This is a genomic window from Chromobacterium sp. S0633, assembly GCF_024158805.1.
Lineage (GTDB): Bacteria > Pseudomonadota > Gammaproteobacteria > Burkholderiales > Chromobacteriaceae > Chromobacterium.
The window spans coordinates 45,468-71,412 of the sequence record NZ_JAMZGH010000024.1 but is presented as its reverse complement, the minus strand read 5'-3'; the positions used below and the strand labels follow the sequence as shown (position 1 = coordinate 71,412).

Below are 25,945 nucleotides of genomic sequence, written 5' to 3'. Positions count from 1 at the left end.
CGAAGCCCGGATCACCGGGCCAGGGCCCGGCCGGCCTCCGCCGCCGTTCGGGCGCCGGCGCGTACGCGCGCCTAGGCGGAAAACCACAGACATGCACAATGAGAGAGGAACATCATGGAACCAGTTCGGCATGAGTCCGCGCCCGTCGGCGAGGACGAGAAACTGTTGCACAGCATGGGTTACGCTCAGGAGTTGTCCCGACGCATGAGCGGCTTTTCCAACTTCGCCATCTCCTTTTCCATCATCTGCGTGCTGGCCGGCGGCATCACCGCCTTCCCGGCCGGACTCAGCGCCGGCGGCGGCGCGGCCATCGGCATAGGCTGGCCGCTGGGCGCGCTGTTCGCCGCCATCGTCGCCGCGGCCATGGCCCAGATCGCCTCCGCCTACCCCACCGCCGGCGGGCTTTACCACTGGGCGTCCATTCTGGGCGGCAAGGGCCTGGGCTGGACCACCGCCTGGATCAATCTGCTGGGACTGATCTTCGTCACCGCCGCGGTCAATTTCGGCGTTTACGATCCCTTCTTCAAAACCCTGGTCGCGCCGCTGCTGGGCCTGAATCCGGAACAGCTGGGCTGGGGCCATCAGACCTTGTTCCTCGCCGTGGTGGCGCTGAGCCAGGCCTGGCTCAACCACCTGGGCATCAAGCTCACCACCCGGCTGACCGATCTGTCCGGCTATCTGATCTTCGTCGTCACCCTGGCCTTGGTGGTGTCGCTGCTGATCTACGCGCCCGGGCCGCTGGATTTCTCCCGCTTGTGGACCTTCCACAATTACAGCGGCGCCGACGGCGGCGCCTGGCCGCGGATGGACAACACGGTGATGGTGTTCCTGGCCGGCCTGCTGCTCACCGTCTATACCCTGACCGGCTACGATGCCTCCGCCCACACCTCGGAGGAGACCCGCGAAGCGGCGCGCAATGTGCCCAAGGGCATCTTGCGCTCGGTGCTGTGGTCCGGCGTGTTCGGCTATCTGATGATCTGCGCCTTCGTGCTGGTGCTGCCGGACCTGGGCGCTGGAGTCAAGGCCGGCATGGGCTTTTTCGATCTGCTGCTGAGCGCGCTGCCGCCGGCCTTGAAGGCGGCGCTGGGCATAGGCATCTTTCTGGTCAACTATCTGTGCGGCCTGGCCTGCCTGACCTCCACCTCGCGCATGATGTACGCCTTCGCCCGCGACGGCGGCCTGCCGGCCTCGCGCTGGCTGCGCCAGGTGCATCCGCAACACCGCACTCCGGGCCCGGCGATCTGGGTCAGCGCCGCGCTCGCCATTGCCGCCACCTTGTACGGCGACGCCTTCCTGGTGCTGTCCACCGGCGCCGCGGTGTTCCTGTACATCTCCTACATCTTGCCGTCCGCCGCCGGCCTGTTCGCCGAGGGCCGCAGCTGGACCCACAAGGGGCCGTTCGATCTGGGCCGGGCGTCCAAACCCATCGCCGCGCTGGCCACGCTGGGCGGCGCGGTGCTGGTCTTCGTCGGCATCCAGCCGCCGAATGAGAAGGTCTTGTACCTGACCGTCGCGCTGCTGCTGGTGCTGGCCTTGTTCTGGTTCGCGCTGGGCGTGCGCAAGCAATTCAAGGGACCGCCCACCGGCCAGCGCATCCAGGGCCATCAAGCGCATATCCGCGAAATCGAAAGCGCGCTGGACGAGGCCGGCTGAACGCGCAGTCCAAAGGGAGACCGGCGCGGCCGGACAAAGCGCTTGTCTCCCGGCGGCAAATGCGGAATCATCCGGACACGAACCACCGCCAGAGAAGCCCATGCTCGTCACCCCGGAACAATTGCTCGCCTTCACCGCCGCCGCGATGCTGATCACGCTGTCGCCCGGCCCGGACAATCTGATGGTGCTGAGCCAGGGCATCGCCCGCGGCCGCCGCCAGGGCATGGCCTTCGGCCTGGGCTGCGCCTTGGGCTGCCTGAACCACACGGTGCTGGCCGCGCTCGGCGTCAGCGCGCTGATCGCCGCCTCCCCGCTGGCCTTCACGCTGCTGAAGTTCGCCGGCGGCGGCTATCTGATCTATCTGGGCTGGCAGGCGCTGCGCAGCCCCGGCGCCAGCTTCCAGGCCGGCGCCGCCGGGCGGGACGCCGCGCCGCTGGCCGCCACCTTCCGCAAAGGCCTGATCGCCAATGCGATCAACCCCAAGGTGGTGCTGTTCTTCCTCGCCTTCCTGCCGCAATTCGTCAACCCGGCCCAGGGTCCGGCCGGGCTGCAGATCGCCGCGCTCGGCCTGGTCTTCACGCTGCAAGGCGCGCTGATCTTCGGCTGCCTCGGCTATTTCTCCGGCACCATCGGCCAATGGCTGTCCAAGAGCCGCCGCGCCAGCCAGTGGCTGGACCGCATCGCCGGCAGCGTGTTCATCGCGCTGGGCTTGAAGCTGATACTGGACCGCGGTCACTAGCGGCGTCGCAGCTTTTCCGTAAGCAATAAAAAAACAGCCCGCGCCGGATAAACGGCGAAGGCTGTTTTTACATTCCAATCAAAGCGCCATGGCCGCCCTCAGTGCTTTTTCATTTGCGGGGACGCCGTTTAGGAAAGCAGAGATTTAACGGTGCTGCTGGTTTTATGCTCCACCAGCAAGGGCTCCATACTGTCTCTTTTAGTCACGTCCAGATCATGCTTGGAAATGATTTCCTTCAATTGGCAAGCCAATTCCGACATGCTGTACGAGCCCGCTTCAATATCGATCAGCAAACCGTCCACCCGGCTGCGGCTCATGCGGTTGCTTTTCCACTTACGCTCGAAGCCGCCCGCGGCGGCCAGGCTGGACAAGGCCGCGGCGATCGAGGTCAACACCGTGGAATAACCCTTCAGGTCATGCCCTTGCACCTGCAGCAAGCCGCCCACCACCACGCTGCAGAGAATCGATCCGAAAATGGCCGTATGATGGGCGAAGCTCCAAAGCCGCTGACCTTTGCTAAACCAGTTTCGCCATCTCATGGCTTCCTGCCTGAGCGCCTCTTTATCCATCATATTTCCTCCTCGCTGAGAAGTACGCATTTGCGGCCAGTCATGAAGTCAACATAGTCAATCCAACTGAAGTTGCAAATATTGACGCGTAAAAAGCCCATTAATTTGAAATGGCCCTGGCCGAATTCGACGCTTGAAGGAACAACGCTTAAAAACTGAAATTTCCCGGAAGACCCGGCGCGTCCCAGAAAAGCGGAAAGTGAAAATCCGGGACGCCCCGCTCAAAGGCGCATCGATAAATCTATCAATCTAGACCACGGTCTTGATTCCCGAAAGTCTGATTTCTCCCTTTCCGCGCGGCGACGCTTGCAAGGGAAATCTAGAATCTGTTTCAAGCGGAACCCTATGACAATCGTCGTCTTTCTCCGACGCCGCGCCCTGCTCCGGCCCCCGACGGCGCTTGAATTCGTACGAAAAGCGCCGCGGAACTAGCCTTGGCCGCGCATTGTCTATATAATCTGGATTCTTATCTGGGGGCGACCTGGTTTCGACGAGGGTTGCGAAGCAGATGAGGGCATACCGGGATTTCAGTCACCCCGTAAAACACTGAGTTTATTTAGTCGCAAACGACGAAACTTACGCTCTGGCAGCCTAAGGGCTAGCTAGACACTACAACGGTTCGCAGATGGGCCGGGGGCGTCAAAACCCTGTAGTGTCACTTTACATCTGCTAGTGCTATGTCGGGTTACTTGGCATAGTGCGAAACAATAGGTAACTCGCCAAAGTCCAGCCTGTCCGTCGGCGTGGCAGCGGTTAAATCCAAATGACACGACTAAGTATGTAGAACTCACTGTAGAGGACTTTCGGACGCGGGTTCGATTCCCGCCGCCTCCACCACCACACTGCTTCATGATCCGTCATGAAGACTCGGAAACCCCGATAGCTCAAAGCTTTCGGGGTTTTTTGTCGCCTCAGCCTCCGCAAGGCGGCCCCCGCCCCGCCGCCCATCTATAATCCAGTCATCCCCATCTCCGCAAAGCGACCATGCCTCGCCTGTTGCCCAATTTGCCGGACAGTTTCCGGCTACGGCTGACCGCGCTGTTCGGCGGGCTGTTTCTCGCCTCGGCGCTGCTGGCCGCGCTCTTCCTGGATCAAGTGCTGAGCAGCCGCATCGTGCAGAACCAGGGCGTGGCCATGCATGCGCTGGCCGACAACATCGCCAAGGCCATCTCCACCAATCTGCAGGAACGCCATCGCGAAGTCTTGCTGCTGGCGCAGACGCCCGCCTACGTCCGCGCGCCGCTGGACGGCGACGACCTGCGCCAAAGCCTGGAACGCACCAAGCGGGCCTACCGCTACTACGCCTGGATTGGCATCACCGACCCGGACGGCAACATCGTTTCCGCCACCAGCGGCATGCTGCAGGGCCAAAGCGCGGCCAAGCGCCCCTGGTTCATCCACGGCCGCCAGGCTCCCTTTGTCGGCGACGTACACCAGGCCGTGCTCTTGGCCAAGCTCATGCCCTCCGCCGCGAACCATGGAGAGCCGCTGCGCTTCGTCGACTTCGCCTCGCCGATTTACGACCCCGCCGGCAAATTGCGCGGGGTGCTGGCCACGCACGCGCTCTGGGCCTGGGTGGAGGAAACGATACGGGAACGCCTGCCCGCCAAGACGTCTCAGCAGGTCTTCATCATCGACAAGCGCGACAATACGCTGTCGCCCTTCGAGGCGATAGGCAAGGAGCGCCCGCCCACGCCCCTGCCTTCCGGCCGGGATTTTCAGCTCGGCGTCTGGCCCGACGGCAAGAATTACCTGTATAGCGAGGCCTGGGTGCGCGAGGCCGGGCTGGACTGGCGCGTGGTCGTCCGACAGCCGCAAGGGCAGGCCTTGGCGGCCTTGAACCAGTTGCGCGCCAGCCTGATCCTGCTGGGCCTGGTCGCCACCTTGCTGCTGATGGTCGCCGTTTATCGGCTGGCCGCCCTGTTCAGCACACCGCTGGAACAATTGGCCGGCATCGCCCGACGCATCGGCCAGGGAGACGAACACGCCGATTGGACGCTGCCCAGCGGCGCCCAGGAACTGCGCCAGCTATCGCAGGCGATGCGAAGCATGGCCACCGCCCTGCTGGCCCGCAAACAGGAGCTGACCGACATCAACGCCAAGCTGGAGCAGCTCGTGGAGGAGCGAACCGAGTCCCTGCGCGAGGTCAACCACGAGCTGGTGCGCACCGCCACGCGATTGGCGCAGCAGGCGCGCAGCGACGCGCTCACCGGACTGAACAACCGCATGGCCTGCAACGAGCAGCTCAGGGAAGAGCATCTGCGCTACGGGCGCAGCGGCGCGCCCTACTCGGTGTTGTTGCTGGACGTCGACCACTTCAAGCGCGTCAACGATCATTTTGGACACGACGCCGGCGACCGCGTGCTATGCCACATCGCCCGACTCCTGCAAGCCACCGCCCGCCTCACGGACTTCACCGCCCGCTACGGCGGTGAAGAGTTCCTGCTGCTGCTGCCCGACACCGACGACAAGGGCGCCGCGGTGCTGGCCGAAAAAATCCGCGCCGCCGTCGAACATTCGCCGGCGCCGGACGCCGGCAAGGTCACCCTCAGCATCGGCCTGGCCATGGCCCGGCCCGCCGACGCCCAGCCTGAAGCGGTGGTCAAGCGCGCCGACCAGGCCCTGTACCGCGCCAAGGCCAACGGCCGCAACCAGGTTGCGCTGGACACCACGGACGGATCGCATTAAAAGTGAGCCATCGGCCCGGCCGAATCATGACAAAGAGATTCCGCCCGGTACTGACCGCGCCCGCCACCCCCAACGCCAAGGATGTGAAGATGAAAGAGCAAATGCCGCCGCCCAAATATCAGATCAAACCTGAAACCTCAACCCCGCCCCTGCCGGCGGGCCTGTCCAAGGTGCTGGATATGCTCAGCGACGCGACGCGCGCCAAAGAGGCTGAGCCGGCGGCGGGCGCAAACGCGGAAGCCGGCACCGGCGAACCGCCCCCGGCGCGCTGAACGCCCGACGCGCATGAAAAATGCCGCCGGCGCAAAGCGCGGGCGGCATGCTTGAAGCGGGAAGACCGGTTTACATCGAGGCCAACACCTTGATGCCCAACAGATCCAGACCGGTTTTCAGCGTCTTGCCGGTCAAAGCGGCCAGCTGCAGACGGCTGGCGCGAACTTCGCCCTCGCTCTTGAGAATGGGGCAAGCCTCGTAGAAGCGCGAGAACAGCGTGGCGATGTTGTACAGATACTGGGACAGGTAGTGCGGATAGCAACCGTCCACCACCGCCTGCAAAGTGTCTTCGAACTGAGCCAGCGCGGCGGCCAGATGCTTCTCCGCCGGCTCTGTGATGACGATGGCGGCGTTGGCGTCGTAGCCGTCGGCCTTGCGGAACACGCTCTGCACGCGAGTGTAGGCGTATTGCAGATAGGGCGCAGTATTGCCCTCGAAGGCCAGCATGGTGTCCCAGTTGAAGATGTAGTCGCTCATGCGGTTCTTGGACAGATCGGCGTACTTGACCGCACCGATGCCCACGGCGGCGGCGATGTCGCGGCGCTCCGCTTCCGACAGATCCGGATTCTTCTCCGTCACCAGCGCGAAAGCGCGCTCTTCCGCTTCCTGCAACAGCTCGATCAGCTTGACGGTGCCGCCGGAACGGGTCTTGAACGGCTTGCCGTCGTCGCCCATCATCACGCCGAAGCCGACGTGCTCCAACTTCATGCTCTCCGGCGCGAAGCCGGCCTTGCGGCAGATGGAGAACATCTGGGCGAAATGCTGGCTCTGGCGCGCGTCCACCACGTAGATCACGCGGTCCAGGTTCAGGGTCTTATGGCGATAACGCACCGCGCCCAGATCGGTGGTGGTGTACAGATAGCCGCCGTCCTTTTTCTGGATGATCACGCCCATGGGCTTGTCTTCCTGGGTGCGGAACTCTTCCAGGAACACCACTTGGGCGCCGTCGTCCTCGCTCAGCAGGCTGGCCGCGCGCAATTCGTCGACGATGACCGGCAGGTCGTCGTTGTACGAGGACTCGCCGCGCACGTGCTCGCGCTTGAGGCCGACGTTGAGCTTCTGGTACACCGCCTCGCAATGCTTCAGCGACACGTCGACGAACTGCTCCCACAGCTTCAGCACGTCCTGGTCGCCGCCTTGCAGCTTGACCACGTAGTCGCGGGCGCGGTTGGCGAAGTCTTCGCTTTCGTCGAAACGCACTTTGGCGTTGCGGTAGAAGGTTTCCAGGTCGGACAGCTGCAATTCGGCGTCGCCGGCGTGGCTGGTTTCCACCAGGTAGGCGGTCAGCATGCCGAACTGGGTGCCCCAGTCGCCCACGTGGTTGGCGCGCACCACGTCGTGGCCGACAAACTCCATCACCCGGGCCAGCGCGTCGCCGATGATGCTGGAACGCAGATGGCCAACGTGCATTTCCTTGGCCAGGTTGGGCGAGGAGTACTCCACCATCACGCGCTGCGGCGCAACGCGGCTGATGCCAAGCTTGTCGTCTTTCAGGGCGGCTTCGCTTCGTCGGGCAAGATATTCAGGGGCTAGATGAATATTGATGAAACCCGGGCCGGCGATTTCCACCTTGTCGGCGATGCCGGCAAGATCCAGCGCGGCGACCACTTTCTGGGCCAGTTCGCGCGGGTTGGTTTTCAGCAGTTTGGCGGCGCTCATGACGCCGTTGGCCTGATAGTCGCCGAATTCCGGCTTGGACGCCGGCTGCACCACGGCGGGCGCGTCCGGCGCGCCGGCTGCCGCCAGAGCGGCCTGCACCCGTTGATTGATGAGTTGAAGAATAGTCATTAGAGCCCCAAGAATTGCCGCGAAAACGAAAATTAGTCTTCGCTTCTGAAAAAAACTACTTGTTGATTGTATTCCCGCTTGCCATCAGGGGCAATGCTTGCAACCAAGCCGCGTCGGTAAAATAAGCCTCAAGCGGCGGCGTTTGGGATTTCCTGCCAAGATAGGGCTTAAAACCAGCGGGTTTCGCCCATGGCCGGCAGTTGGAACCTCGATGCGGGGATATTCCATTGCGCTAGCGCGGCGGCGAGATCGTCCTGTGGTTGGTCCAGCGGCTCGTCGGTCAGAATGAAGCTGCCCCAATGCACCGCCCAGGCGGCTCGCGCGCCGGTATCCAGCAGAATGCGCACCGCCTCTTCCGGATTCACATGCTGAGGATGAAGAAACCAGCGCGGCTCGTAAGCGCCTATCGGCAGCAAGGCAAGGTCCACAGCGCCGATACGCTCGCCGATCAGCCGGAACAAGGACTCCTGATAACCGGTGTCGCCCGGATACCAGAACTGAAGCCCGTCGCCGCGCACGGCGAAGCCGCCCCACAGCGCGCGGTTTTCATCGCCCATCATCCAGCGCTTGCTCCAATGATGAGCCGGCGTCAGTTCCGCCTCCACGCCGCCCAGACGGCAACGCTGCCACCAGTCCAACTCCTGAATCCGCGACGCCGGCACGCCGGCGCGCCGCAGGGTCGCGCCCACGCCCAGCGGCGCGGCGAACTGCGGACAGCCGGCCGGCTGGCGCGCCAGACTGCGCACGGTGTTGAAATCGAGATGATCGTAATGGTTGTGGGTGATCAGCACCAGATCGATGGCCGGCAGCTCCCGCAAAGCCATCGGCGGCGGCGACTGCCGCGCCGGCCCCGCCCACTGAAACGGAGAAGCGCGTTGCGACCAGATCGGGTCGATCAGAATGTTCTTGCCGCACAGCTGGATGAAGCTGGTGGCGTGGGCGACCCAGGTCAGCGACGGCCGGTCCCGGTTGGCGTTCAGCGCGGCCAGCTCCGGCGCCTGGCGCGGGATACGCTCCAGCCTGTGCTTCACCGCCGGCATGCGGCTGCGCTGCCACTCCCAGCGCAACACGTCGGCCAGGCTTGGTTGCCGAAACGGAAACAGATTGCGGTAGCCGTCCGCCTGATGATGCGGCTGCCGCGGGTCCGGCCGGTAGACGGGCAGCGGCCAGCGGTCTTGCAGCCAGGACTTCAATCGCGACATGACGTCACCATACCGAAAGAATTCCGGCATTGTCGCCGATGAAAGAGGAAAACAAAAGACGGCCGGCGCCGCCGTCTCGCCGACGGCGCCGGCCCGCCTCCCCCGCGGTCAGCCTTGGGCGAAGGCCAGCTTCATTTCGCGCTCGCGCTTGCGTTCCGCCGCACGCATATAGAAGTTGGCGGCGATGACGCCGACGGAGACGAAGAGAATGAACAAGGTGGCCAGCGCGTTCATTTCCGGGTTCAAGCCCAACCTCACCCGCGAGAAGATCACCATGGGCAAGGTGGTGGAGCCGGGGCCGGACAGGAAGGCGGTCAGCACCAGATCGTCCAGCGACAGCGTGAACGACAGCAGCCAGCCGGAAATCAGCGCCTGGGAGATCAGCGGCAGTGTGATCACGAAGAACACCTTCAAAGGCCGCGCCCCCAAGTCCATCGCCGCCTCTTCCAGCGACAGATTGAGCTCTCTCACCCGCGACTGCACCACGATGGCGACATAGGACACGCACAACATCACATGACCGATCCAGATGGTGAACACCCCTCGGCCCTCCGGCCAGCCAAAAGCCTGCTCCATGGCGACGAAGAGCAGCAACAGCGAGATGCCCTGAATCACTTCCGGAATCACCAGCGGCGCGTTGACCATGCCGGCGAACAAGGGAAACATGCGGAAGCGGCCAAAACGCGCCAGCACGAAACCGGCCCAGGTGCCGATCACCACCGAGGCGGTGGCGGTCATCAGGGCGATCTTGACGCTGAGCCAGGCCGCGTTGATCAACTCCTCGTCCTCCAGCAGCGCGGCGTACCACTTGGTGGAGAACCCGGACCACACCGTCACCAGCTTGGATTCGTTGAAAGAGAACAGAATCAGCAGCGCGATGGGCAGATAGAGAAAGGCGTAGCCCAGGCCCAGCACCAGGAAGGACAGCGGCTTGTTCGGCTTGATCATTTCGCGGCCTCCATATTCTTGACCTGGTAGTGCTGGAACAGCGCCATCGGCACCAGCAACAGCAGCACCATCGCGCAAGTCACCGTCGCCGCCATCGGCCAGTCCATATTGTTGAAGAACTCGTCCCACATCACGCGGCCTATCATCAGCGTGTCGGAACCGCCCAGCAGCTCCGGAATCACGTACTCGCCCACCGCCGGAATGAACACCAGCAGGCTGCCGGCGATGATGCCGTTCTTGGACAGCGGCAAGGTCACCTGGACAAAGGCCTTCCACGGCTTGGCGCCCAGATCGTAGGCCGCCTCCAGCAAGCGCAGGTCCATTTTCACCAGATGGGCGTACAAGGGCATGATCATGAACGGCAGGTAGGAGAACACCATGCCGATATACACCGCCCAATTGGTGTGATACAGCCTCAGCGGCGTGTCGATCACGCCCAGCCACAACAGGAACTGATTAAGAAAGCCGTCGTTCTTCAAAATGCCGATCCAGGCGTAAACCCGGATCAGGTAAGAGGTCCAGAACGGCAGAATCACCAGCATCATCAGGGTGTCGCGCGCGCGGTCTGAGGCCCGGGCGATGTAATAAGCCATCGGATAGCCGATCAACAGACAGAGCAGCGTGGAGACGAAGGCCATCTTCACCGAACTGATGTAGGTGGCGAAGTACAAGTCGTCGCTCAACATGAACTTGTAGTGACTGATGTTCAGCGCGATGGAGAAGACGTCGTCTTCCAGCTTGGTGAGCGGGGTGTAGGGCGGGATGCCCAGTTGCTGCTGCGAGAAACTGATGCCCACCACCAGCAGGAAGGGCAGCAGGAAAAACACGAACAGGAAGATGAACGGGATGCCGATGACGGTGGTCCGTCCGCTGGGCAACCATTGTTTTAATTTTAAACTTTTCATGTCAGCACCACGTGGCCGGCGCGTTCCGGCTTGGCTTGCATTGCTTGTCTTGCCGGCGGCCCCTCCCGTCTGACGCGGGCGGTGGCTGGGCGGCTTCCTCTTGATCTCTCCTCGGAGTCCGGTCCGGCCCGCTGCTCGCTAGGCCGGAAAGCCGGCTCCAGGCCACCCACAGCCGACGGCTGGATGGCCCGGGACTATTCTCCACGCTGCGCCGGACGCGGCCGCCCGCGGGCCGCGCGACGCGGGCCCGGGGTGGCGGATCGGCATGGGTTCGTCAGGTCCGGTCTTGCGGTCAATGACCGGTCTTAAGCTGTGTCCACAGCCGGTTTTGCAGGCGCATGATGTCCGCCGGCAAGGGCTTGAGCAGGAACAGCGTCTTCACCACCGCCTCCGGCGGATACACCGCCGGATCGTTGGCGATTTCCGGCTTCACGAATTTGCGCGCGGCGGCGTTGGCGGTGGGATAGAACACTTCATTGGTGATCGCGGCGTTGACTTCCGGCGACTGGATGTAATTGATCCATTTGTGCGCCGCCTCCGGATGCGGCGCGTCCTTGGGCACCACCATCACGTCGAACCAGAGCGGCGCGCCGCTCTTGGGGATCACATAAGCCAGCTGGTAAGGCCGCTTGGCCTCGCGGGCGCGGTGCTTGGCGATGTTGATGTCGCCGGAGAAGCCCAGCGCCAGGCAGATGTCGCCGTTGGCCAGGTCGTTGATGTAGCCCGAGGAGTTGAACTGGGTGATGTAGGGCCGGATTTTCTTCAGCGCGGCGAAGGCGGCCTGGTAGTCGGCGGGGTTCTTGCTGTTCGGGTCCTTGCCCAGATGGTGCAAGGCGACGGCGAACACGTCGTTGGCCTGGTCCAGCACCGACACGCCGCAGCCTTTCAGCTTGGACACGTATTTGGGATCGAACAGGATGTCCCAGCTGTCCAGCGGCGTGTCCTTGCCCAGCGCCGCCTTGACCTTGTTCAGGTTATAGCCCAGGCCGTCGGTGCCGTAGGCCCAGGGCACGCCGTGGGCGTTGCCCGGGTCCGCGTCGACGATCTTGGCCATCAAGGCCTTGTCCAGATTGGCCAGATTGGGCAGCTTGGATTTGTCCAGCTTCTGATAGATGCCGGCCTCGATCTGCTTGGCCATGAAGTTGGACGTGGGCGCCACGACGTCGTAACCGGCGCGCCCTGTCAGCATCTTGGCCTGCAAGGTGTCGTCGCTGTCGTAAACGTCGTACTTGACCTTGATGCCGCTCTGTTTTTCAAACCCGGGGATGGTGGACTTGGCGATGTAGTCCGACCAGTTGTACACGTTCAGCGCCTTGTCTTCCGCCTGCGCGCCCATCGCGGGGAGCAGCAGCAGCGAACAACACAGATTGCGAACCAGCTTCTTCATGACAGGTTTCCTCAATGGAACGACCGCAGCCGGCGTAGGCGCGGCCTGACCGACGACAAGTTCAGCGCCGCCCTCCTCTCCCGTTGCCGGGCCATGACGCCGCTCCCTCTCCCTTGGCGGCGGAAGCCGCCCAAGGCCCAAGGCGATGCCTGCGCGCCGAAACGCCGTTGCCGGCGACTGCCGACGACACGCGCCGCATTGCCAACTTACACTGCATCGCGCGAGATTCCAGCTGTCCGTTCGCTACGATTTGTAAGAGCCGGCCCGCAAGCCGCCGCGCATCGGAATGAGGCGCGCGGCTCGCGAGCGCTCCCGAGATCGCGGACAACTTCCACGCGCCTGCTCCAAGCGACAAGGTGCCAAGGGTCATTATGGCCCGCGCGCCGTCGAAACGACGACGCGCGGACAAGGGAAACCTGTGCGGAAAACCGGCTGGCGCCGCCCCCAACAGGCTGCGGCCGGCCTCCATCGTCCCCTCTTCTTTCTCATCTCTCCGCGTCCAGTGTGTGTTTAATAAAATTCACACATCTATCTGTAACGCCATTACTTTTTAACCATGTTTTTAGAGCTGTGCAACTTTTATCGATGCTGCCGCGCAAAAAAATAAACACGATTACCACAGACTGTGCTCGTCACGTTAACTATGTTCAACATTCAACAGCCCGTTTCCCAAGCTGGCGGCCATGAAAAACGGGCGGCCGCAATGGCCGCCCGCTTAGGCGAAAATCCGCGTCGACGCGCTTCAGAACAGCCGCGCCAGCAAGGCCTTTTCCTTGCCATGCATGCCGGGGATCTTGACCTGCATGCCGTTGCCGGCCGCCACTTCCACCGGCTGGTCCTTGCGCGTCATCTGCGCCAGCTCGATGATCTGATTGCCGCTGGGGTGGATCACTTCGATGCGATCGCCCACCGCGAAGCGGTTCTTCACCTCGATCAGCGCCCAGCCGTCGGCGTCCACCGACAGCACGTCGCCGACGTACTGGCTCTGCTTGGCCTTGGAATGGCCGGTGAGGTAGTTCTGGTATTCCTGGGTCTGGTGACGCTCCAGGAAGCCCGGGGTGTAGCCGCGGTTGGCGAGGCCGTCCAGCTCGGCCAGCAGGCCGAGGTCGAACGGGCGGCCGGCCACGGCGTCGTCGATCGCCTTGCGGTAGACCTGGGCCGCGCGCGCCACGTAGTACAAGCTCTTGGTGCGGCCCTCGATCTTCAGCGAATCCACGCCGATTTTGGCCAGCTTCTCCACCTGCTCCACCGCGCGCAGGTCCTTGGAGTTCATGATGTAGGTGCCGTGCTCGTCTTCGATGATGGGCATCAGTTCGCCGGGACGGCTGCCTTCTTCGATCAGATAGGTCTTGTCCGCCAGCGGATGGCGCTCGGCGCCGCCGCAGGAGGCGAAACTCTGATTGGCCTCTTCCAGCGCCTTGTTGAAGTCGAACTGGATGGTCTGCACATCGCCGGCGTCGTCGCCCTGAGTGTCGTGCACCTTGTAATCCCAGCGGCAGGCGTTGGTACAGGTGCCCTGGTTCGGATCGCGGTGATTGAAGTAGCCGGACAGCAGGCAGCGGCCGGAGTAAGCGATGCACAGCGCGCCGTGCACGAAGACTTCCAGCTCGATGTCCGGGCATTGCTGGCGGATTTCGGCGATCTCGTCCAGGCTCAGTTCGCGCGACAGAATGATGCGCGACACGCCCAGCTTCTGCCAGAACTTGACGCCCATGTAATTGACGGTATTGGCCTGCACCGACAAATGGATGGGCACTTCCGGCCATTTTTCGCGCACCATCATGATCAGGCCGGGATCGGCCATGATCAGCGCGTCCGGCTTCATCGCGATCACCGGCTCCATATCGGCCATATAGGTCTTGATCTTGCTATTGTGCGGCAAGAGGTTGCTGGCGACGAAGAACAGTTTGCCGCGCGCGTGGGCTTCGTCTATGCCCTGCTTCAGCTCTTCCAGCTTGAAGTCGTTGTTGCGGGCGCGCAGGCTGTAGCGCGGCTGGCCGGCGTAGACGGCGTCGGCGCCGAAGTCGTAGGCGGCGCGCATCTTGTCCAGCGTGCCGGCCGGCAACAGAAGTTCTGGTGCTTTCATTGTTTATTCTGTGGGTTCGTTGAGCGGTGGGCTCAGTGCAGCAGACAGGACATCGGCAGCGGCTCGCGGTCCGGCTCGACAAAGCCTTTGCGCGCCGAATCGTCGTCCAGGCGCTCTGAAGAATAGTGTTGCAGAATCACGGCGCGGGGGTCGGCCAGCATGTCCGGGCAGTGGCTGGCGAACGCCTCCCAATCGTCCAGCAACTGCGGCTGGCTGGCCATCCGGCTGTACAGAATCACCAGGATGGCCATGGTCAGGGTGTGGTGGTACTTCATCGCCGCGCCGTTCACCATGGCGAAACGGGACAGCGCGCGCGCGCAGCGGGCGGCGGCTTCCGGCGCCGGGTATTGGCGGCGGTAGGCCCAGGCGGCGTACAGGTGCGCGCGGTGGTTGAAGTCGGATGCAGGCAGCGCGTTGGTTTCCAATTGGCGCAGGAATGCCTGATGGTCCATGACTCGGTTTCTCCGAAAATTCCAAAAAGCAAAGGCTCCACCCAATGTGGAGCCCTGACCCTTATCGATACGGGGGCGATTATGCGCGGCCTGCCGGTGGCAGTCAAGTCCGCGCGCCGTCCGCAAGCAACACTTTAAGCCGCTGTTTTAAAAATCCTTTTCCGGTTTAAGGTCTTTTCGCCAATGCCAACAAAGCGCTGAACTGGCAGATCAGGGCCAGCAGCATCGCCAGCGGACACAGAATGGCCAGCAAGGGGCCGGGGCCGCCGTCCAGGCCGCGCCACAGCGCCGAGCTGAGCGCAAAGGCCAAGGTGCTGAGCAGCAGCACCGTCATGGCGAAGCGCCGCTGCCTTTGCATCTTCTTAAACAAATTCAATAGCATGTTTCATCGTTCCAGGTGAGGCCGCCGGCATTCTAGCCGGCTGGAGCTGTGTCGTCTTCGCACAAGGCGCGCAGCGCTTCCAGCTCCTTGGCTGAAAACCCCGCCCGCTCGCGGGCGGCCAGATTATAGGCCCCGCGGTAAAGCTGGACATCGTGGCGCCGCAGCAGTTCCTGAAAACAGGCCTCCGGCTCCAGCCCCCGCTGCCGGCACAGCCGGCCGAACCAGGCGTTGCCGATGCGCACATGTCCCACTTCCTCGCGCAGGATGATGTCCAGCACCGCCACGCTCGCGTGATCGCCAATGCCGGCCAGCCGCCGCTGAATGCCCGGCGTCACGTCCAGGCCGCGCGCCTCCAGCACCCTGGGCACCAGGGCCATCCGCGCCAGCGGATCGTAATCGGTCTTGCAGCTCATCGCCCACAGGCCGTTGTGAGCGGGGAAATCGCCGTAGTCGTGGCCCAGCTCTCGCAGACGCCGCAGCAGGAGGGAGAAGTGGCGCGCTTCTTCCGCGGCGACTTGCAACCAGTCGCTGACGAAGGCGTCCGGCATCTCGCGGAAGCGCCAAGCGGCGTCCAACGCCAGGTTGACCGCGTTGAATTCGATATGGGCGATGGCGTGGAGCAGCGCGGCGTGCCCCTGCCGGGAGGACAGGCTGCGCTTGGGCACCTTGGACGGATGGACCAGTTCCGGCAGCGGCGGCCGTCCGGCCTCCGGCAAAGGATAGGCCGGCGGCGCGTCCGCGCGGCGCGGCAACGCGTCTAAACGCCAGCCGTGCAAGACCGCCGTCGCCAGCGTCATCTTGCGCTCGACGTCGCCGCACAGCAGCGCCGCTTCCAACTGCGGGTAAAGAGATGTCGACTCGCTCATGGCCGGGTATTTTAGCCGATCTCGCCTCGCCTCAGAACCTGTTCAAAGTCTAGCGGCCTGCGACAAAGCAAGCGGTTTTGCTCATACGGCGCATGGGCATTTCAATGCCCGGCTCCCCCGCCGCGTCGTCGGCGCGCTGCGGACTTTGAACCGTACCTCAGGCCGGATTGGTTTCATTCTGCCTGGCCAGCCAGGCCTCGAACTCGGCCAGCGCGGCGTCGAAAGCCGGCATCAAGGCCGCCACCTGCTCCATCGCCTGGGCCTTGCCGGCCTTTTCCACCGCTTCGGCCGCCTCGCCCAAGGCCTTGATGCCCACCATGCGGCTGGCGCCCTTGACCCGGTGGGCGGCGAAGCTGACGCGGTCGCTGGAGCCTTCCACGATGGCGCTGCGCAGTTCGGCCACGTCCTCGGCGTTGCCTTGCTGGAAGTCGCGCAGGATTTCCAACTCCACTTGCAGCTCGCCGTTGCTGTACACCTGCAGCACGGAGCGGTCCACCGGCCCGTCTTCCGGCCCGCCCTCAGGTTCGGCCGCGACGGGCGGCGCCGCCGTTTTTGCCCCGGCCTCCGCCGTCGTCCACTTTTGCAGCGCGGCGGACAGCTCCGCAATCGACAGCGGCTTGGTCAGAAAATCGTCCATGCCGGCTTCCCGGGTCTTGTCCAGCTCCTCCTTGGCGGCGTTGGCGGTGCAGGCGACGATGGGAATACGGCTTCCTTCCGCTTCCTCCTGTTCGCGCGCGCGCACCAGCCGCGCCAGCTGATAACCGTCTATGCCCGGCATATGGCAATCGGTCAGGATCATCGAGTAGCGGCCGGACTGCCATTTGGCGAAAGCCTGCTCGCCGTCCTCGGCCCATTCCGCCGCATAGCCCAGCTTTTCCAGCTGCTTGAGGGTGAGCTTGCGGTTGGTGGGATTGTCCTCGGCGAACAAGATGGGCAGCGCGCTCCGCTCCGGCGACGGCGCCGCGGTTTCGACCTCCTCTTCGCGCGGCGTCTCCGCCGGCACGTGGACCTGTGGCAGGCTGACCGGGGCCACCACTTGTTCCGACCACTCCGCCTCCAGCAGCAAACGCGCGCAACGGCCCTGGCCCAGCTCGCTCTCCAGTTCCACATGACCGCCCATCAAGCCGGCCAGCCGCCGGCAGATGGCCAGGCCCAGGCCGGTGCCGCCAAACCGCCGGGTGGTGTCGGAGTCCGCCTGGGTGAAGGGCTGGAACAGCCTGGACAAGCTGTCCTCGGACATGCCGATGCCGCTGTCCTCCACCTCGAAGCTGAGCGACTGGTAATTGGCCATGGTGCTGAGCACCTTGACGCGTATGGTCACGCCGCCCTGAGCGGTGAACTTGATCGCGTTGCTGATGAAGTTCTGCAAAATCTGCCGGACGCGCAAGGGGTCCAGCACCAGCGTCGGCGCCAGCTGCTCATCCACTTCCAACTGGAAATCCAACCCCTTTTTATAAGCGTTTTCCTGATACAGGCTGCGGATGCTCTCCAGAAACGGCCGCGTCGCCGTCGGCGCGGTGACGATCTCCAGCTTGTCGGCCTCGATCTTGGAGAAATCCAGGATGTCGTCGATCAGCCGCAGCAGCGTGTGCGCGGAATCGTGTATCGTCGCCACCGCGTCCCGCTGCTCGCCGTCCAGCCGGGTCATGTTCAACAGTTCCAACATGCCCAGCACCCCGTTCATCGGCGTGCGGATTTCGTGGCTCATGGTGGCGAGGAAGGCGCTCTTGGCGCGGTTGGCGGCATTGGCCTGGTCCCGCGCCATGCGCAGTTCGAATTCGGCCATCTTGCGTTCCGTGATGTCCAGGCAAGCCAGGATCATCACGCCCTCCACCGTTTCCGTCGCCACCATCTGGCCTTCGAACAGGACCCAGATCGGGAGGCCCGCGCCGGTCAGGCATTCCAGTTCGCAGTGGATGCGGGTGCCCTGACGCATTTGCTGCAAGTGCTCGGTCAACTCTATCCAGCCTTGATCCGACGCCATCAGCTCCATCAAATGCATGCCCACCAGGCCGTAATCGCCGACGTCGAAAATCATCTCCGCCGTCTGGTTGGAACGGGAAATCTGCAATTGCTCGTTCAGGCGCAGCAAACCCACCGGAGACGAGGCGAACACCGCCTCCTCTTCCTGCAACACGGTGCGCAACTGCGCCTCCGACACCTTGCGCCGCGCTTCCTCATCGTAAAAGCCCAGGATATTGGCGTAGGCGCCGATCAGCGGCTGCATGCCCACGCCCAGGCGGAACACGTCCGGCTGCTGCATGCACACCGCCGCGGCGACATCGCCGCCCAGCATCACCGGCAGGGAAATCCAGGTGGAGCGCTCGCTCAGCAGCTGGAACAATTGGCTGAGCGGAGCCGCCGCGTGGGTGACTTCCTGCAGCGACGGCAATTCCGGCGGCCAGCTGCCGGCCTGCAAACGCAGGGATTGCCCGCATTCGTCCAGCGGCGACCAGGCCACCAACAGGCATTCGCGGGCGCCGGTGTGGTGGCAGAACACGCGGTGCAGCTCCTCGAACACCTTGTCGCGCGGCTCCCGCGCCAGCAACATGCCCTCCACCACCGAAATCGCCGACAACAGTTCCACGCTGCGCTCCAGCGAGGTTTCGGCCTGCCGTCTTTGCTGCTCGTTGCGCACCGTCAGCATGCGCCAGCCGTGGTCTCGGCTATTGCTGAACTGGCTGAGCGAGATCGCCACGTAGAAGCGTTCGCCGTTGGCGGGCAAGCCTTCTCCGGCCAAGGCCACGGTTTCCTGGTCGTTCAAGGCCTGGGTCAGATGCGCGGCGCCGCCCGGCACCTCCAGCAAGCTATAGGCCGACATGCCGTGCAAGGCCGCTTGCGGATAGCCGAACATCTTGCCGGCCCCGGCGTTGGCGATTTCGATCCGACCGTTGCGATTGACGATCAACACCGCGTCGCCGGAGGCGTCCAGCATATGCTTCAGCGCGGACAGCGGCCGCAATACGCGGCGCACCATGTAGTACAGCAACACCAGCACCAGGCTCAGCGCCAGCACGCCGAACAAGCCGTCGCGCACCATGCGCAGCAGATAAGTGCGCCGGCTTTCGTCAATGCGCTCGGCCGTCATCCGCTCCACCATGCCGAAGGTGCGCCGCAGCTCCTCATCCAGTTCCAGCAAGTTAACGCGGAAATTCGTGACCTGACGGAAAGACTGAACGCCGTCTATCTGTTCGTATTGCAGTTTGACGACCAGTTGCAGCTTCAGCGTCAAGGTGGTCAGATTGGTGAACGCGGCTTTCAAGGCGTCGTCGTGCACGCCCAGGATCACAGGGCGCAGCTGCTCCACCATGACCATGGCGGAGCTGAGCCGGAAGGCTAGATCGTCCTCGATGTCGCGGTTCATCCGGTGCCCCAGCTGCTCGCGCATGATCAGCGCCACCGCGTTGCCGCGCAATTGCCCGCCCAGCTGCCACAGGCTCTGCTTGATCATCATCAGGCTGTTGAGCGTGGGATCGCCCTGACTGGCCAGCTGCGCCATGTCCGCGGCCAGGATGCCGCCGGCCTCGTTGCGCATCCGCGCGGTGGCCAGGTAGAGCAGATTGCTCAGCGATTCGTTCTGAAAATCCGGCTGGCTCAATATCTTTGTGGTTTCATCGCGCAGCACCTTGAAATCGTGGGCCAGATTACGCAGCCGCCCCTGGCTGGAGGCGTCCGCCCCGGTCATGACGGGAACCGACGCCAGCGCCACCACGAACTTGGCGTCGGTGTCGCGGGCAAGCTGCTTCAGTTCTTCCTGTTGTTGCGGCGTAGGCGGCGACTTTGCCGTCAGCAGCAGCCGCAGCTTGCTGCTCTCCAGGTTTTCCGCGCTGACCGCCTGATACAAGGCCGAGATGTCTCGATTGAGCTCGGCCACGTGCCGGGCCCTGCGATAGGAGTCCCAGGACTCGTCCAACAGACGCAAAATGGCCCCGGTCTGCAGCACGCCCAGCAATAAGACGATCAGGATCACCGCGCGGCGGATGGATTTGATGTGCTCCTGACGCGGCCTGGAAAACTTCATCGACGGCCGCTCAGAGCTCACGTGACGACTCGGCCTCCGTCTCGGAAACCTCCTCGACGAAGAGCCGCAAAACACCGTAGCGGTCGCTGAAATCGCGCAGCACCGTGATCTGGTTGGCGGAGATGGCCGCGCCGCGCGGCAGCAGCAAATGGCCGTGCTTGCTGTGCAGGTCCTGAGCCAGCACCGCGCCCGCCTTCACCGTGAGCAGGCTGACCGCCATGCCCGGCGGCGCTTCGGGCAGCGCCGGAGCGTCGAACAGCCGGCCGAAAACCTTGCGGTCGTATTCGGTGCCGGTGGACACGCCGTAGTAGCTGAACGGATCAATCTCCGGCCGCTTGCGCTGCATCGCCGCCACGATGGCCTTCTCCACATCGGCCGGCTTCGGCGGCTTGACCACGAAGCCGTCTGCGTGCAACTGGCTGGCCAGCACCACATTGCTGCGATCCGCATGGCCGGACAGGAACACAAAGGGCAGATTGGAAGGATTCATGGTATGGCCGCAGCGTAGTTCCTTGAGCAGATCCATGCCGTTCATCGGCGCCATCTGCACATCGCACAGCACCAGGTCCACCATGCGGATATCCAGCAAGCGCATCGACGCGGTGCCGTCCGCGGTCTGGAAGATGGCGTCCGAGCGCATGCCCATGGTCTGTAAAGCCTGACTGATCAAGGAGCGCACCAGAGTCTGGTCGTCCACGACCAATATCCGCATCCGCGAGAAGTCCACCGCCGCGATACTCATCCCGCGCCCCCTTCCGCCGCCGCGGTTTCCTGACTCCGCCGCAAATAGTCGCTCAATTCGTTTTCACGCACCGGCAAGGCCATATAAGCGCCTTGCACGCAGGGGCAGCCCATCTCCTGCGCCAGCGTCACATCCTCCTCCTCGTCCACCCCGCTGGCGGTGATGGCTCCCGGCGGCAAGCCGTAGATGCGCAAGAAACGCAGCGCCTGCGGGTCCGCGCCCAGCATGGCGCGTATCCATTGCAGGGATTCGATGGGGATGTTCACATGGTCGAACGGCAGCTTGAGCATATTGCTCTGGGTCAGCGAACCGCTGCCGAAATGATCGGCGATCAGCCGGAAGCCCAGATACTTGATCTTGGCGACGTTCTCGAAAGCCTGGGCCGGCGATTGCTGCCCCAGCCCCTCGGCCAGCTCGAAACCCAGCAAGCGCGGCGGCACGCCGCGCTGCTGCAACTGGGCATGGCAGTGGTCGAACAGGTTCTCGCTCTCCAGACAGGCTTTGTCTATGCGCACGTTGACGCCGCACTCCTCGCCCAGGCCTTGCTGGCGCAGGCTGGCCAACAGGCTGGCGATGCGGGCCACCAGCTCTTCCAGCACCAGGGCGGAAACCCCCTTGCGGCGCGCCAGCACATTGAAAAGACCGGCGCCCCACTCCACCCGCCCTTGCGGCCGAATCAGGGCCGTCACGTCGAAGCCGGCGAGCCGATGGCCGGGCAGGCCCAGGATGGGTTCGATCTCCAGCTTGAATTCCCCGGAGCAGACGTCGGCGAAAAAGCCCTCCACGTCCAGCTGCTGCACCTGGTAGGCGCGCTCCAGATCGTTGAACACGCTGTTGAGCGCGGTGAGAAAGGACTCCGCCGAGTACGGCTTGGACAGGAAGCGGGTGCTGCCTATGCCCAGGCTGCAAGCCATCTCGCTGATGGTGTTCAGGGTTTTGCCGTCATAGCCGGAAATGATCAGCAAGGCCGCCCGGTAGCCGAGCAAGGCCACGTGCTTGATGAAGTCGATGCCGTTCATGCCCGGCATGCCGATATCGGTGACGATCAGGTCGTAGTGGTTCTCCCCGATGCTGCGCAGCGCCTCGGCCGGGTCGCTGAACTCGTCGATGGCCACTTCGTAGCGACTAAAGAAACTGGCCTGACGGGAAATCAGTTTCCGCAGCACCAGCTGGTCTTCAAGAATCAGAAACCGCTTGGCGGGCAAGCTCATGGGATCTCCCCTTAGCATCGCGCGCGGGCGCCCTGCCGGCTGTCCGCAACCCAATTTAGATACGACATTCGAGTAATATTGATATAGGCCGATAAGCCCTCGGCCACAACCACGGCTTGCAATCTTCGCGCGCGGCGGCGTTCCGCTTGTGCAATTGCCGTCGTCGCCATGCATAATGAGAGCATTGTCACGCCAGGAGGCACGCCATGCGGTTCCAGTCCAGCCAGCTCGGCCAAGTCGATATCGACGAGAGCACCGTCATCACCTTCCCGCGCGGCATTCCCGCGCTGGAAAACTGCACCCGCTTCAAGCTGTTCCACAACGCCACCCAGGCCCAGCCGCAGGTGTTCTGGCTGCAATCGCTGGACGACGCCGGCGTCATCTTCAGCATCACCACTCCGGAAGCGCTGGACATCCGCTATGAGATAGAGCTGGACGACGCCGAAGTGGCCGAGCTGCAATTGCAGCGTCCGCAGGATGTGGCCATTCTGCTGATGCTGAGCAATCAGGCCGATGAACAGCACCCGGCGCTGTCCACGATGAAGGCGAACATCCGCAATCCTCTGGTGATCAATCTGCAAAGCCGCACCGGCCTGCAAAAAGTGGGGCTGCAGTGCGACATCCTGCTGCATAACCGCTGATGCCGGCCCCGGCCCGCTGCGCCTGGTGCGGCGACGATCCGCTCTACGTCGCCTATCACGACGAGGAATGGGGATGTCCCGAGCGCGACGACCGCAAGCTGTTCGAGATGCTGATTCTGGAAGGCGCGCAGGCCGGCCTGTCCTGGATCACCATCCTGCGCAAGCGCGACGGCTACCGCCGCGCTTTTCACGGCTTCGACCCGGTCAAGGTGGCGGCGATGGACGACGGCGACGTTGAGCGCCTGATGCAGGACGCCGGCATCGTGCGCAACCGGCTGAAGATCCGGAGCGCCATCCGCAACGCCAAGGTGTTTCTGCAGATGCAGCGGCAACACGGCAGTTTCGCCGACTGGCTGTGGGCGCATGTGGACGGCCGGCCGATACTGCGCCGCCGCGACGACGAGCGGGTGCCCGCCAGCACCGAGCTGTCCGACCGCATCAGCAAGGCGCTGAAAAAAGCCGGCATGAACTTCGTCGGCAGCACGGTGATTTACGCCTATCTGCAGGCCTGCGGCGTGGTCAACGACCACATGTCAGCCTGCTTCCGCCACCCCGATCGCGGCTGAGCGCGCCGCCCAAAGAAAAAGCCCGGATTCCCGGGCTTTTTTTACGAGCGGGCCTGCGTTCAGGCAAAGCTCAGATGGCCGTCCCGCGCTTCCACCAGGATGGTGGATTTCGGCGGGTATTCGCCGGCCAGGATGGCCTTGGCCAACGGGTTTTCCAGTTCGGACTGGATCGCCCGCTTCAAGGGCCGCGCGCCGTAGACCGGATCGAAGCCGGCTTCGGACAGCAAGGCCAGCGCCTCCTCGCTGATCTGCAAGTCCAGATCCAGCTTGGCCAGCCGGCGCTCCAGGCTCTTGAGCTGGATGCGGGCGATGGACTTGATGTGCTGCTCGCCCAGGCCGTGGAACACCACCACCTCGTCGATGCGGTTGATGAACTCCGGCCGGAACTGGGTTTTCACCTCCGCCATCACCGCCAGCTTGATCACCTGGTAATCGTCGCTGTCCATCGCCTGGATCTGCTGGCTGCCGATATTGGACGTCATCACCACCACGGTGTTCTTGAAATCCACGGTGCGGCCCTGACCGTCGGTCAGGCGGCCGTCGTCCAGCACTTGCAGCAGGATGTTGAACACGTCCGGATGCGCTTTCTCCACCTCGTCCAGCAAGATCACGCTATACGGCTTGCGGCGCACCTGCTCGGTCAGATAGCCGCCCTCCTCGTAACCGACATAGCCCGGCGGCGCGCCGATCAAGCGGGACACCGAATGCTTCTCCATATACTCGGACATGTCGATGCGGATCAGGTGGTCTTCGCTGTCGAACATAAAGCCGGCCAAGGTCTTGCACAGCTCGGTCTTGCCCACGCCGGTCGGCCCCAGGAACAGGAAGGAGCCGTAAGGCTTGTTGGGATCGGCCAGACCGGAACGGGAGCGACGGATGGCGTCGGCCACCGCGCTGACCGCCTCGTCCTGCCCCACCACGCGCTGATGCAGCACCTCCTCCATGCGCAACAGCTTGTCGCGCTCGCCTTCCAGCATTTTGGACACCGGAATGCCGGTGGCGCGGCTGACCACTTCCGCGATCTCCTCCGCCCCCACCTGGGTGCGCAGCAGGCGGTTGGGCCTGGCCTGCTCGCCGGCGCCGGCCGCCTCGGCGTCCTGCAGCCGCGCCTCCAGCTGCGGCAGCTTGCCGTACTGCAGTTCCGCCAGCTTCTGCCAATCGCCCTTGCGCTTCAGATCCTCCATCTCCACCTTGAGGCGCTCGATTTCCTCCTTGATGCTCTGCGAGCCCTGTTGCGCGGCTTTTTCCGCCTTCCAGATCTCGTCCAGGTCCGCATAGGCGCGCGACAGTTCCGCGATCTCGTCCTCGATCAGCTTCAGCCGCTTTTGCGAGGCCTCGTCGCTTTCCTTGTTCACCGCCTCGCGCTCGATCTTCAGCTGGATCAGCCGGCGGTCCAGCCTGTCCATCTCTTCCGGCTTGGAATCCAGCTCCATCTTGATGCGGCTGGCGGCCTCGTCGATCAAATCGATGGCCTTGTCCGGCAAGAAGCGGTCGGTGATGTAGCGCTGCGACAACTCGGCGGCGGCGACGATGGCCGGGTCGGTGATGTCCACGCCATGGTGGATTTCATACTTTTCCTGCAAGCCGCGCAGGATGGCGATGGTGTCCTCCACCGAGGGCTCGCCGACCAGCACTTTCTGGAAGCGGCGTTCCAGCGCCGCGTCCTTCTCGATGTAACGGCGGTATTCGTCCAGCGTGGTGGCGCCGATGCAATGCAGCTCCCCGCGCGCCAGCGCCGGCTTCAGCATATTGCCGGCGTCCATCGCGCCCTCCGCCTTGCCCGCGCCCACCAGGGTGTGGATCTCGTCGATGAAGATCAGGGTCTGGCCGTCGTCCTTGGCCAGATCGTTCAACACCGCTTTCAGCCGCTCTTCGAATTCGCCGCGAAACTTGGCGCCGGCGATCAGCGCCGCCAGATCCAACACCAGCAGGCGCTTGTTCTTCAGGCTTTCCGGCACTTCGCCGTTGACGATGCGCTGGGCCAGGCCCTCGACGATGGCGGTCTTGCCGACGCCGGGCTCGCCGATCAACACCGGGTTGTTCTTGGTGCGGCGCTGCAATACCTGGATGGCGCGGCGGATCTCGTCATCGCGGCCTATCACCGGGTCCAGTTTGCCCAGGCGCGCGCGCTCGGTCAGGTCCTGGGTGTACTTCTTCAAGGCTTCGCGCTGGCTCTCCGCGTCCTGGCTGGACACGCTTGCGCCGCCGCGCACCGCGTCGATCGCGGCCTGGATCGCCGCCGGCTGGCCTCCGTGCTCTTTCAGCAGCCGCGCGGCCTCGCCCTTGTCCTGGCTCAGCGCGGACAGGAACAGCTCGCTGGCGATGAATTCGTCGCCCAGCTTCATCGCCGCCTTGTCGCTCAGGTTCAGCAGATTGGCCAAATCCCGCGAGACGGTGATCTCGCCGCCATTGCCCTGCACCCGCGGCAGGCGCTGCAAAGCCTGGTTCAAGCCGGCTTTCAGGCCGGGCACGTTGACGCCGGCGCGCGCCAGCAGGCCGGCGATGCCGCCGTCGGCGTCGTCCAGCATGGCCAACAGCAGATGCTGCGGCTCGATGTAAGCATGGTCTTGAGACAGGGCCAGGCTCTGGGCATCCCCCAGCGCCTGCTGGAACTTGGTCGTCAGCTTGTCGAATCGCATGGAGTGGCTCCTTCGGAAGATTGATAAACACTATCTGGGCATGGCCAGTTGCTTTTCAAGCCTCGCAATCGTCGATCTTGAACCCGATTTTCCCTCAGACGCATTTTATTTATGGCTTTGGTAAAAAATTTAATCTATGCATTAAATCAAGAGCGGAACCGGACTGGCCCAACAAGAGCCGCCCACC

At 63.5% G+C, this 25,945-nt stretch carries 20 protein-coding genes and 1 other RNA gene; 7 read left to right on the top strand and 14 right to left on the bottom strand.

All coding sequences use genetic code 11. From position 1 onward, the window contains the following. Window positions 1-114: 114 nt before the first annotated feature. Window positions 115-1,653, top strand: a complete 1,539-nt coding sequence (locus tag NK214_RS15065; protein ID WP_235088968.1) for an amino acid permease — start codon at window positions 115-117, stop codon at window positions 1,651-1,653. 100 nt (window positions 1,654-1,753) lie between these two features. Next, window positions 1,754-2,392: a LysE family translocator gene (locus NK214_RS15060; RefSeq protein ID WP_227107952.1), complete on the top strand. Its 639-nt coding sequence runs from the start codon at window positions 1,754-1,756 to the stop codon at window positions 2,390-2,392. Window positions 2,393-2,520: 128 nt separating this feature from the next. Here NK214_RS15060 and NK214_RS15055 read toward each other — a convergent pair whose 3' ends face one another. Beyond that, on the bottom strand, window positions 2,521-2,964 hold the full coding sequence (locus NK214_RS15055) for a hypothetical protein (RefSeq protein WP_146176650.1): 444 nt from the start codon (window positions 2,962-2,964) through the stop codon (window positions 2,521-2,523). A 469-nt stretch (window positions 2,965-3,433) separates the two neighbouring features. Between NK214_RS15055 and ssrA the strand changes: the two genes are divergently transcribed. The 3 genes from ssrA to NK214_RS15040 all read left to right on the top strand — a co-directional run bounded on the left by ssrA (window position 3,434) and on the right by NK214_RS15040 (window position 5,921). Beyond that, window positions 3,434-3,798, top strand: a transfer-messenger RNA (tmRNA) gene (gene ssrA / locus NK214_RS15050). 147 nt (window positions 3,799-3,945) lie between these two features. Continuing rightward, window positions 3,946-5,649, top strand: a complete 1,704-nt coding sequence (locus tag NK214_RS15045) for a diguanylate cyclase (protein WP_253314890.1) — start codon at window positions 3,946-3,948, stop codon at window positions 5,647-5,649. A 2-nt stretch (window positions 5,650-5,651) separates the two neighbouring features. After that, window positions 5,652-5,921: a hypothetical protein gene (locus NK214_RS15040; protein WP_253314889.1), complete on the top strand. Its 270-nt coding sequence runs from the start codon at window positions 5,652-5,654 to the stop codon at window positions 5,919-5,921. A gap of 70 nt (window positions 5,922-5,991) precedes the next feature. Here NK214_RS15040 and argS read toward each other — a convergent pair whose 3' ends face one another. The 12 genes from argS to NK214_RS14980 all read right to left on the bottom strand — a co-directional run bounded on the left by argS (window position 5,992) and on the right by NK214_RS14980 (window position 21,912). Beyond that, on the bottom strand, window positions 5,992-7,710 hold the full coding sequence (gene argS, locus NK214_RS15035) for an arginine--tRNA ligase (RefSeq protein ID WP_235088265.1): 1,719 nt from the start codon (window positions 7,708-7,710) through the stop codon (window positions 5,992-5,994). 167 nt (window positions 7,711-7,877) lie between these two features. Next, window positions 7,878-8,912: an MBL fold metallo-hydrolase gene (locus NK214_RS15030; RefSeq protein WP_253314888.1), complete on the bottom strand. Its 1,035-nt coding sequence runs from the start codon at window positions 8,910-8,912 to the stop codon at window positions 7,878-7,880. 108 nt (window positions 8,913-9,020) lie between these two features. After that, window positions 9,021-9,860, bottom strand: coding sequence for an ABC transporter permease subunit (locus NK214_RS15025; RefSeq protein ID WP_107799587.1), 840 nt, complete (start codon window positions 9,858-9,860; stop codon window positions 9,021-9,023). Beyond that, window positions 9,857-10,765: an ABC transporter permease subunit gene (locus NK214_RS15020; RefSeq protein ID WP_107799588.1), complete on the bottom strand. Its 909-nt coding sequence runs from the start codon at window positions 10,763-10,765 to the stop codon at window positions 9,857-9,859. Before NK214_RS15020 ends, NK214_RS15025 begins: the two co-directional genes overlap by 4 nt. Window positions 10,766-11,057: 292 nt before the next feature. Beyond that, window positions 11,058-12,152 (bottom strand): polyamine ABC transporter substrate-binding protein, encoded by a 1,095-nt coding sequence (locus tag NK214_RS15015; RefSeq protein WP_107799589.1) that lies wholly within the window; start codon window positions 12,150-12,152, stop codon window positions 11,058-11,060. Between the two features lie 742 nt (window positions 12,153-12,894). Then, window positions 12,895-14,238, bottom strand: coding sequence for a tRNA 5-hydroxyuridine modification protein YegQ (yegQ, locus tag NK214_RS15010; RefSeq protein ID WP_107799590.1), 1,344 nt, complete (start codon window positions 14,236-14,238; stop codon window positions 12,895-12,897). Window positions 14,239-14,270: 32 nt separating this feature from the next. Then, window positions 14,271-14,690 carry a hypothetical protein gene (locus NK214_RS15005; RefSeq protein ID WP_107799591.1) on the bottom strand — a complete coding sequence of 140 codons (420 nt, stop codon included), beginning with the start codon at window positions 14,688-14,690 and terminating at the stop codon, window positions 14,271-14,273. A gap of 166 nt (window positions 14,691-14,856) precedes the next feature. Continuing rightward, window positions 14,857-15,072, bottom strand: a complete 216-nt coding sequence (locus tag NK214_RS15000; RefSeq protein ID WP_227107940.1) for a hypothetical protein — start codon at window positions 15,070-15,072, stop codon at window positions 14,857-14,859. Window positions 15,073-15,104: 32 nt separating this feature from the next. Then, window positions 15,105-15,938, bottom strand: a complete 834-nt coding sequence (locus tag NK214_RS14995; protein ID WP_227107938.1) for a ferritin-like domain-containing protein — start codon at window positions 15,936-15,938, stop codon at window positions 15,105-15,107. A 157-nt stretch (window positions 15,939-16,095) separates the two neighbouring features. Then, the gene (locus NK214_RS14990) at window positions 16,096-19,959 is read right to left on the bottom strand and encodes a PAS domain-containing hybrid sensor histidine kinase/response regulator (protein WP_253314887.1); all 3,864 of its coding nucleotides are present in this window, start codon (window positions 19,957-19,959) and stop codon (window positions 16,096-16,098) included. A gap of 10 nt (window positions 19,960-19,969) precedes the next feature. Then, window positions 19,970-20,701, bottom strand: a complete 732-nt coding sequence (locus NK214_RS14985) for a response regulator (protein WP_107799595.1) — start codon at window positions 20,699-20,701, stop codon at window positions 19,970-19,972. Then, entirely contained in the window at window positions 20,698-21,912 is a 1,215-nt protein-coding gene (locus NK214_RS14980) for an EAL domain-containing protein (RefSeq protein ID WP_158274294.1), read from the bottom strand. The genes NK214_RS14985 and NK214_RS14980 overlap by 4 nt, the downstream gene beginning before the upstream one ends. 206 nt (window positions 21,913-22,118) lie before the next feature. Here NK214_RS14980 and fliW point away from each other — a divergent pair, with 206 nt between their 5' ends. Both fliW and NK214_RS14970 read left to right on the top strand, forming a co-directional pair. After that, a complete protein-coding gene (fliW, locus tag NK214_RS14975) occupies window positions 22,119-22,553 on the top strand; it encodes a flagellar assembly protein FliW (protein ID WP_107799597.1) in 435 nt (144 codons plus the stop codon). Beyond that, window positions 22,553-23,119 carry a DNA-3-methyladenine glycosylase I gene (locus tag NK214_RS14970; RefSeq protein WP_107799598.1) on the top strand — a complete coding sequence of 189 codons (567 nt, stop codon included), beginning with the start codon at window positions 22,553-22,555 and terminating at the stop codon, window positions 23,117-23,119. The genes fliW and NK214_RS14970 overlap by 1 nt, the downstream gene beginning before the upstream one ends. Before the next feature lie 59 nt (window positions 23,120-23,178). Here NK214_RS14970 and clpB read toward each other — a convergent pair whose 3' ends face one another. After that, window positions 23,179-25,758: an ATP-dependent chaperone ClpB gene (clpB, locus tag NK214_RS14965; protein ID WP_107799599.1), complete on the bottom strand. Its 2,580-nt coding sequence runs from the start codon at window positions 25,756-25,758 to the stop codon at window positions 23,179-23,181. Window positions 25,759-25,945: the final 187 nt, after the last annotated feature.

Coding starts and splice junctions, on each gene's coding strand:
- NK214_RS15065 (WP_235088968.1), top strand. CDS start 115: ATGGAACCAGTTCGGCATGAGTCCGCGCCCGTCGGCGAGGACGAGAAA.
- NK214_RS15060 (WP_227107952.1), top strand. CDS start 1,754: ATGCTCGTCACCCCGGAACAATTGCTCGCCTTCACCGCCGCCGCGATG.
- NK214_RS15055 (WP_146176650.1), bottom strand. CDS start 2,964: ATGATGGATAAAGAGGCGCTCAGGCAGGAAGCCATGAGATGGCGAAAC.
- NK214_RS15045 (WP_253314890.1), top strand. CDS start 3,946: ATGCCTCGCCTGTTGCCCAATTTGCCGGACAGTTTCCGGCTACGGCTG.
- argS (WP_235088265.1), bottom strand. CDS start 7,710: ATGACTATTCTTCAACTCATCAATCAACGGGTGCAGGCCGCTCTGGCG.
- NK214_RS15030 (WP_253314888.1), bottom strand. CDS start 8,912: ATGTCGCGATTGAAGTCCTGGCTGCAAGACCGCTGGCCGCTGCCCGTC.
- NK214_RS15025 (WP_107799587.1), bottom strand. CDS start 9,860: ATGATCAAGCCGAACAAGCCGCTGTCCTTCCTGGTGCTGGGCCTGGGC.
- NK214_RS15020 (WP_107799588.1), bottom strand. CDS start 10,765: ATGAAAAGTTTAAAATTAAAACAATGGTTGCCCAGCGGACGGACCACC.
- NK214_RS15015 (WP_107799589.1), bottom strand. CDS start 12,152: ATGAAGAAGCTGGTTCGCAATCTGTGTTGTTCGCTGCTGCTGCTCCCC.
- yegQ (WP_107799590.1), bottom strand. CDS start 14,238: ATGAAAGCACCAGAACTTCTGTTGCCGGCCGGCACGCTGGACAAGATG.
- NK214_RS15005 (WP_107799591.1), bottom strand. CDS start 14,690: ATGGACCATCAGGCATTCCTGCGCCAATTGGAAACCAACGCGCTGCCT.
- NK214_RS15000 (WP_227107940.1), bottom strand. CDS start 15,072: ATGCTATTGAATTTGTTTAAGAAGATGCAAAGGCAGCGGCGCTTCGCC.
- NK214_RS14995 (WP_227107938.1), bottom strand. CDS start 15,938: ATGAGCGAGTCGACATCTCTTTACCCGCAGTTGGAAGCGGCGCTGCTG.
- NK214_RS14990 (WP_253314887.1), bottom strand. CDS start 19,959: ATGAAGTTTTCCAGGCCGCGTCAGGAGCACATCAAATCCATCCGCCGC.
- NK214_RS14985 (WP_107799595.1), bottom strand. CDS start 20,701: ATGAGTATCGCGGCGGTGGACTTCTCGCGGATGCGGATATTGGTCGTG.
- NK214_RS14980 (WP_158274294.1), bottom strand. CDS start 21,912: ATGAGCTTGCCCGCCAAGCGGTTTCTGATTCTTGAAGACCAGCTGGTG.
- fliW (WP_107799597.1), top strand. CDS start 22,119: ATGCGGTTCCAGTCCAGCCAGCTCGGCCAAGTCGATATCGACGAGAGC.
- NK214_RS14970 (WP_107799598.1), top strand. CDS start 22,553: ATGCCGGCCCCGGCCCGCTGCGCCTGGTGCGGCGACGATCCGCTCTAC.
- clpB (WP_107799599.1), bottom strand. CDS start 25,758: ATGCGATTCGACAAGCTGACGACCAAGTTCCAGCAGGCGCTGGGGGAT.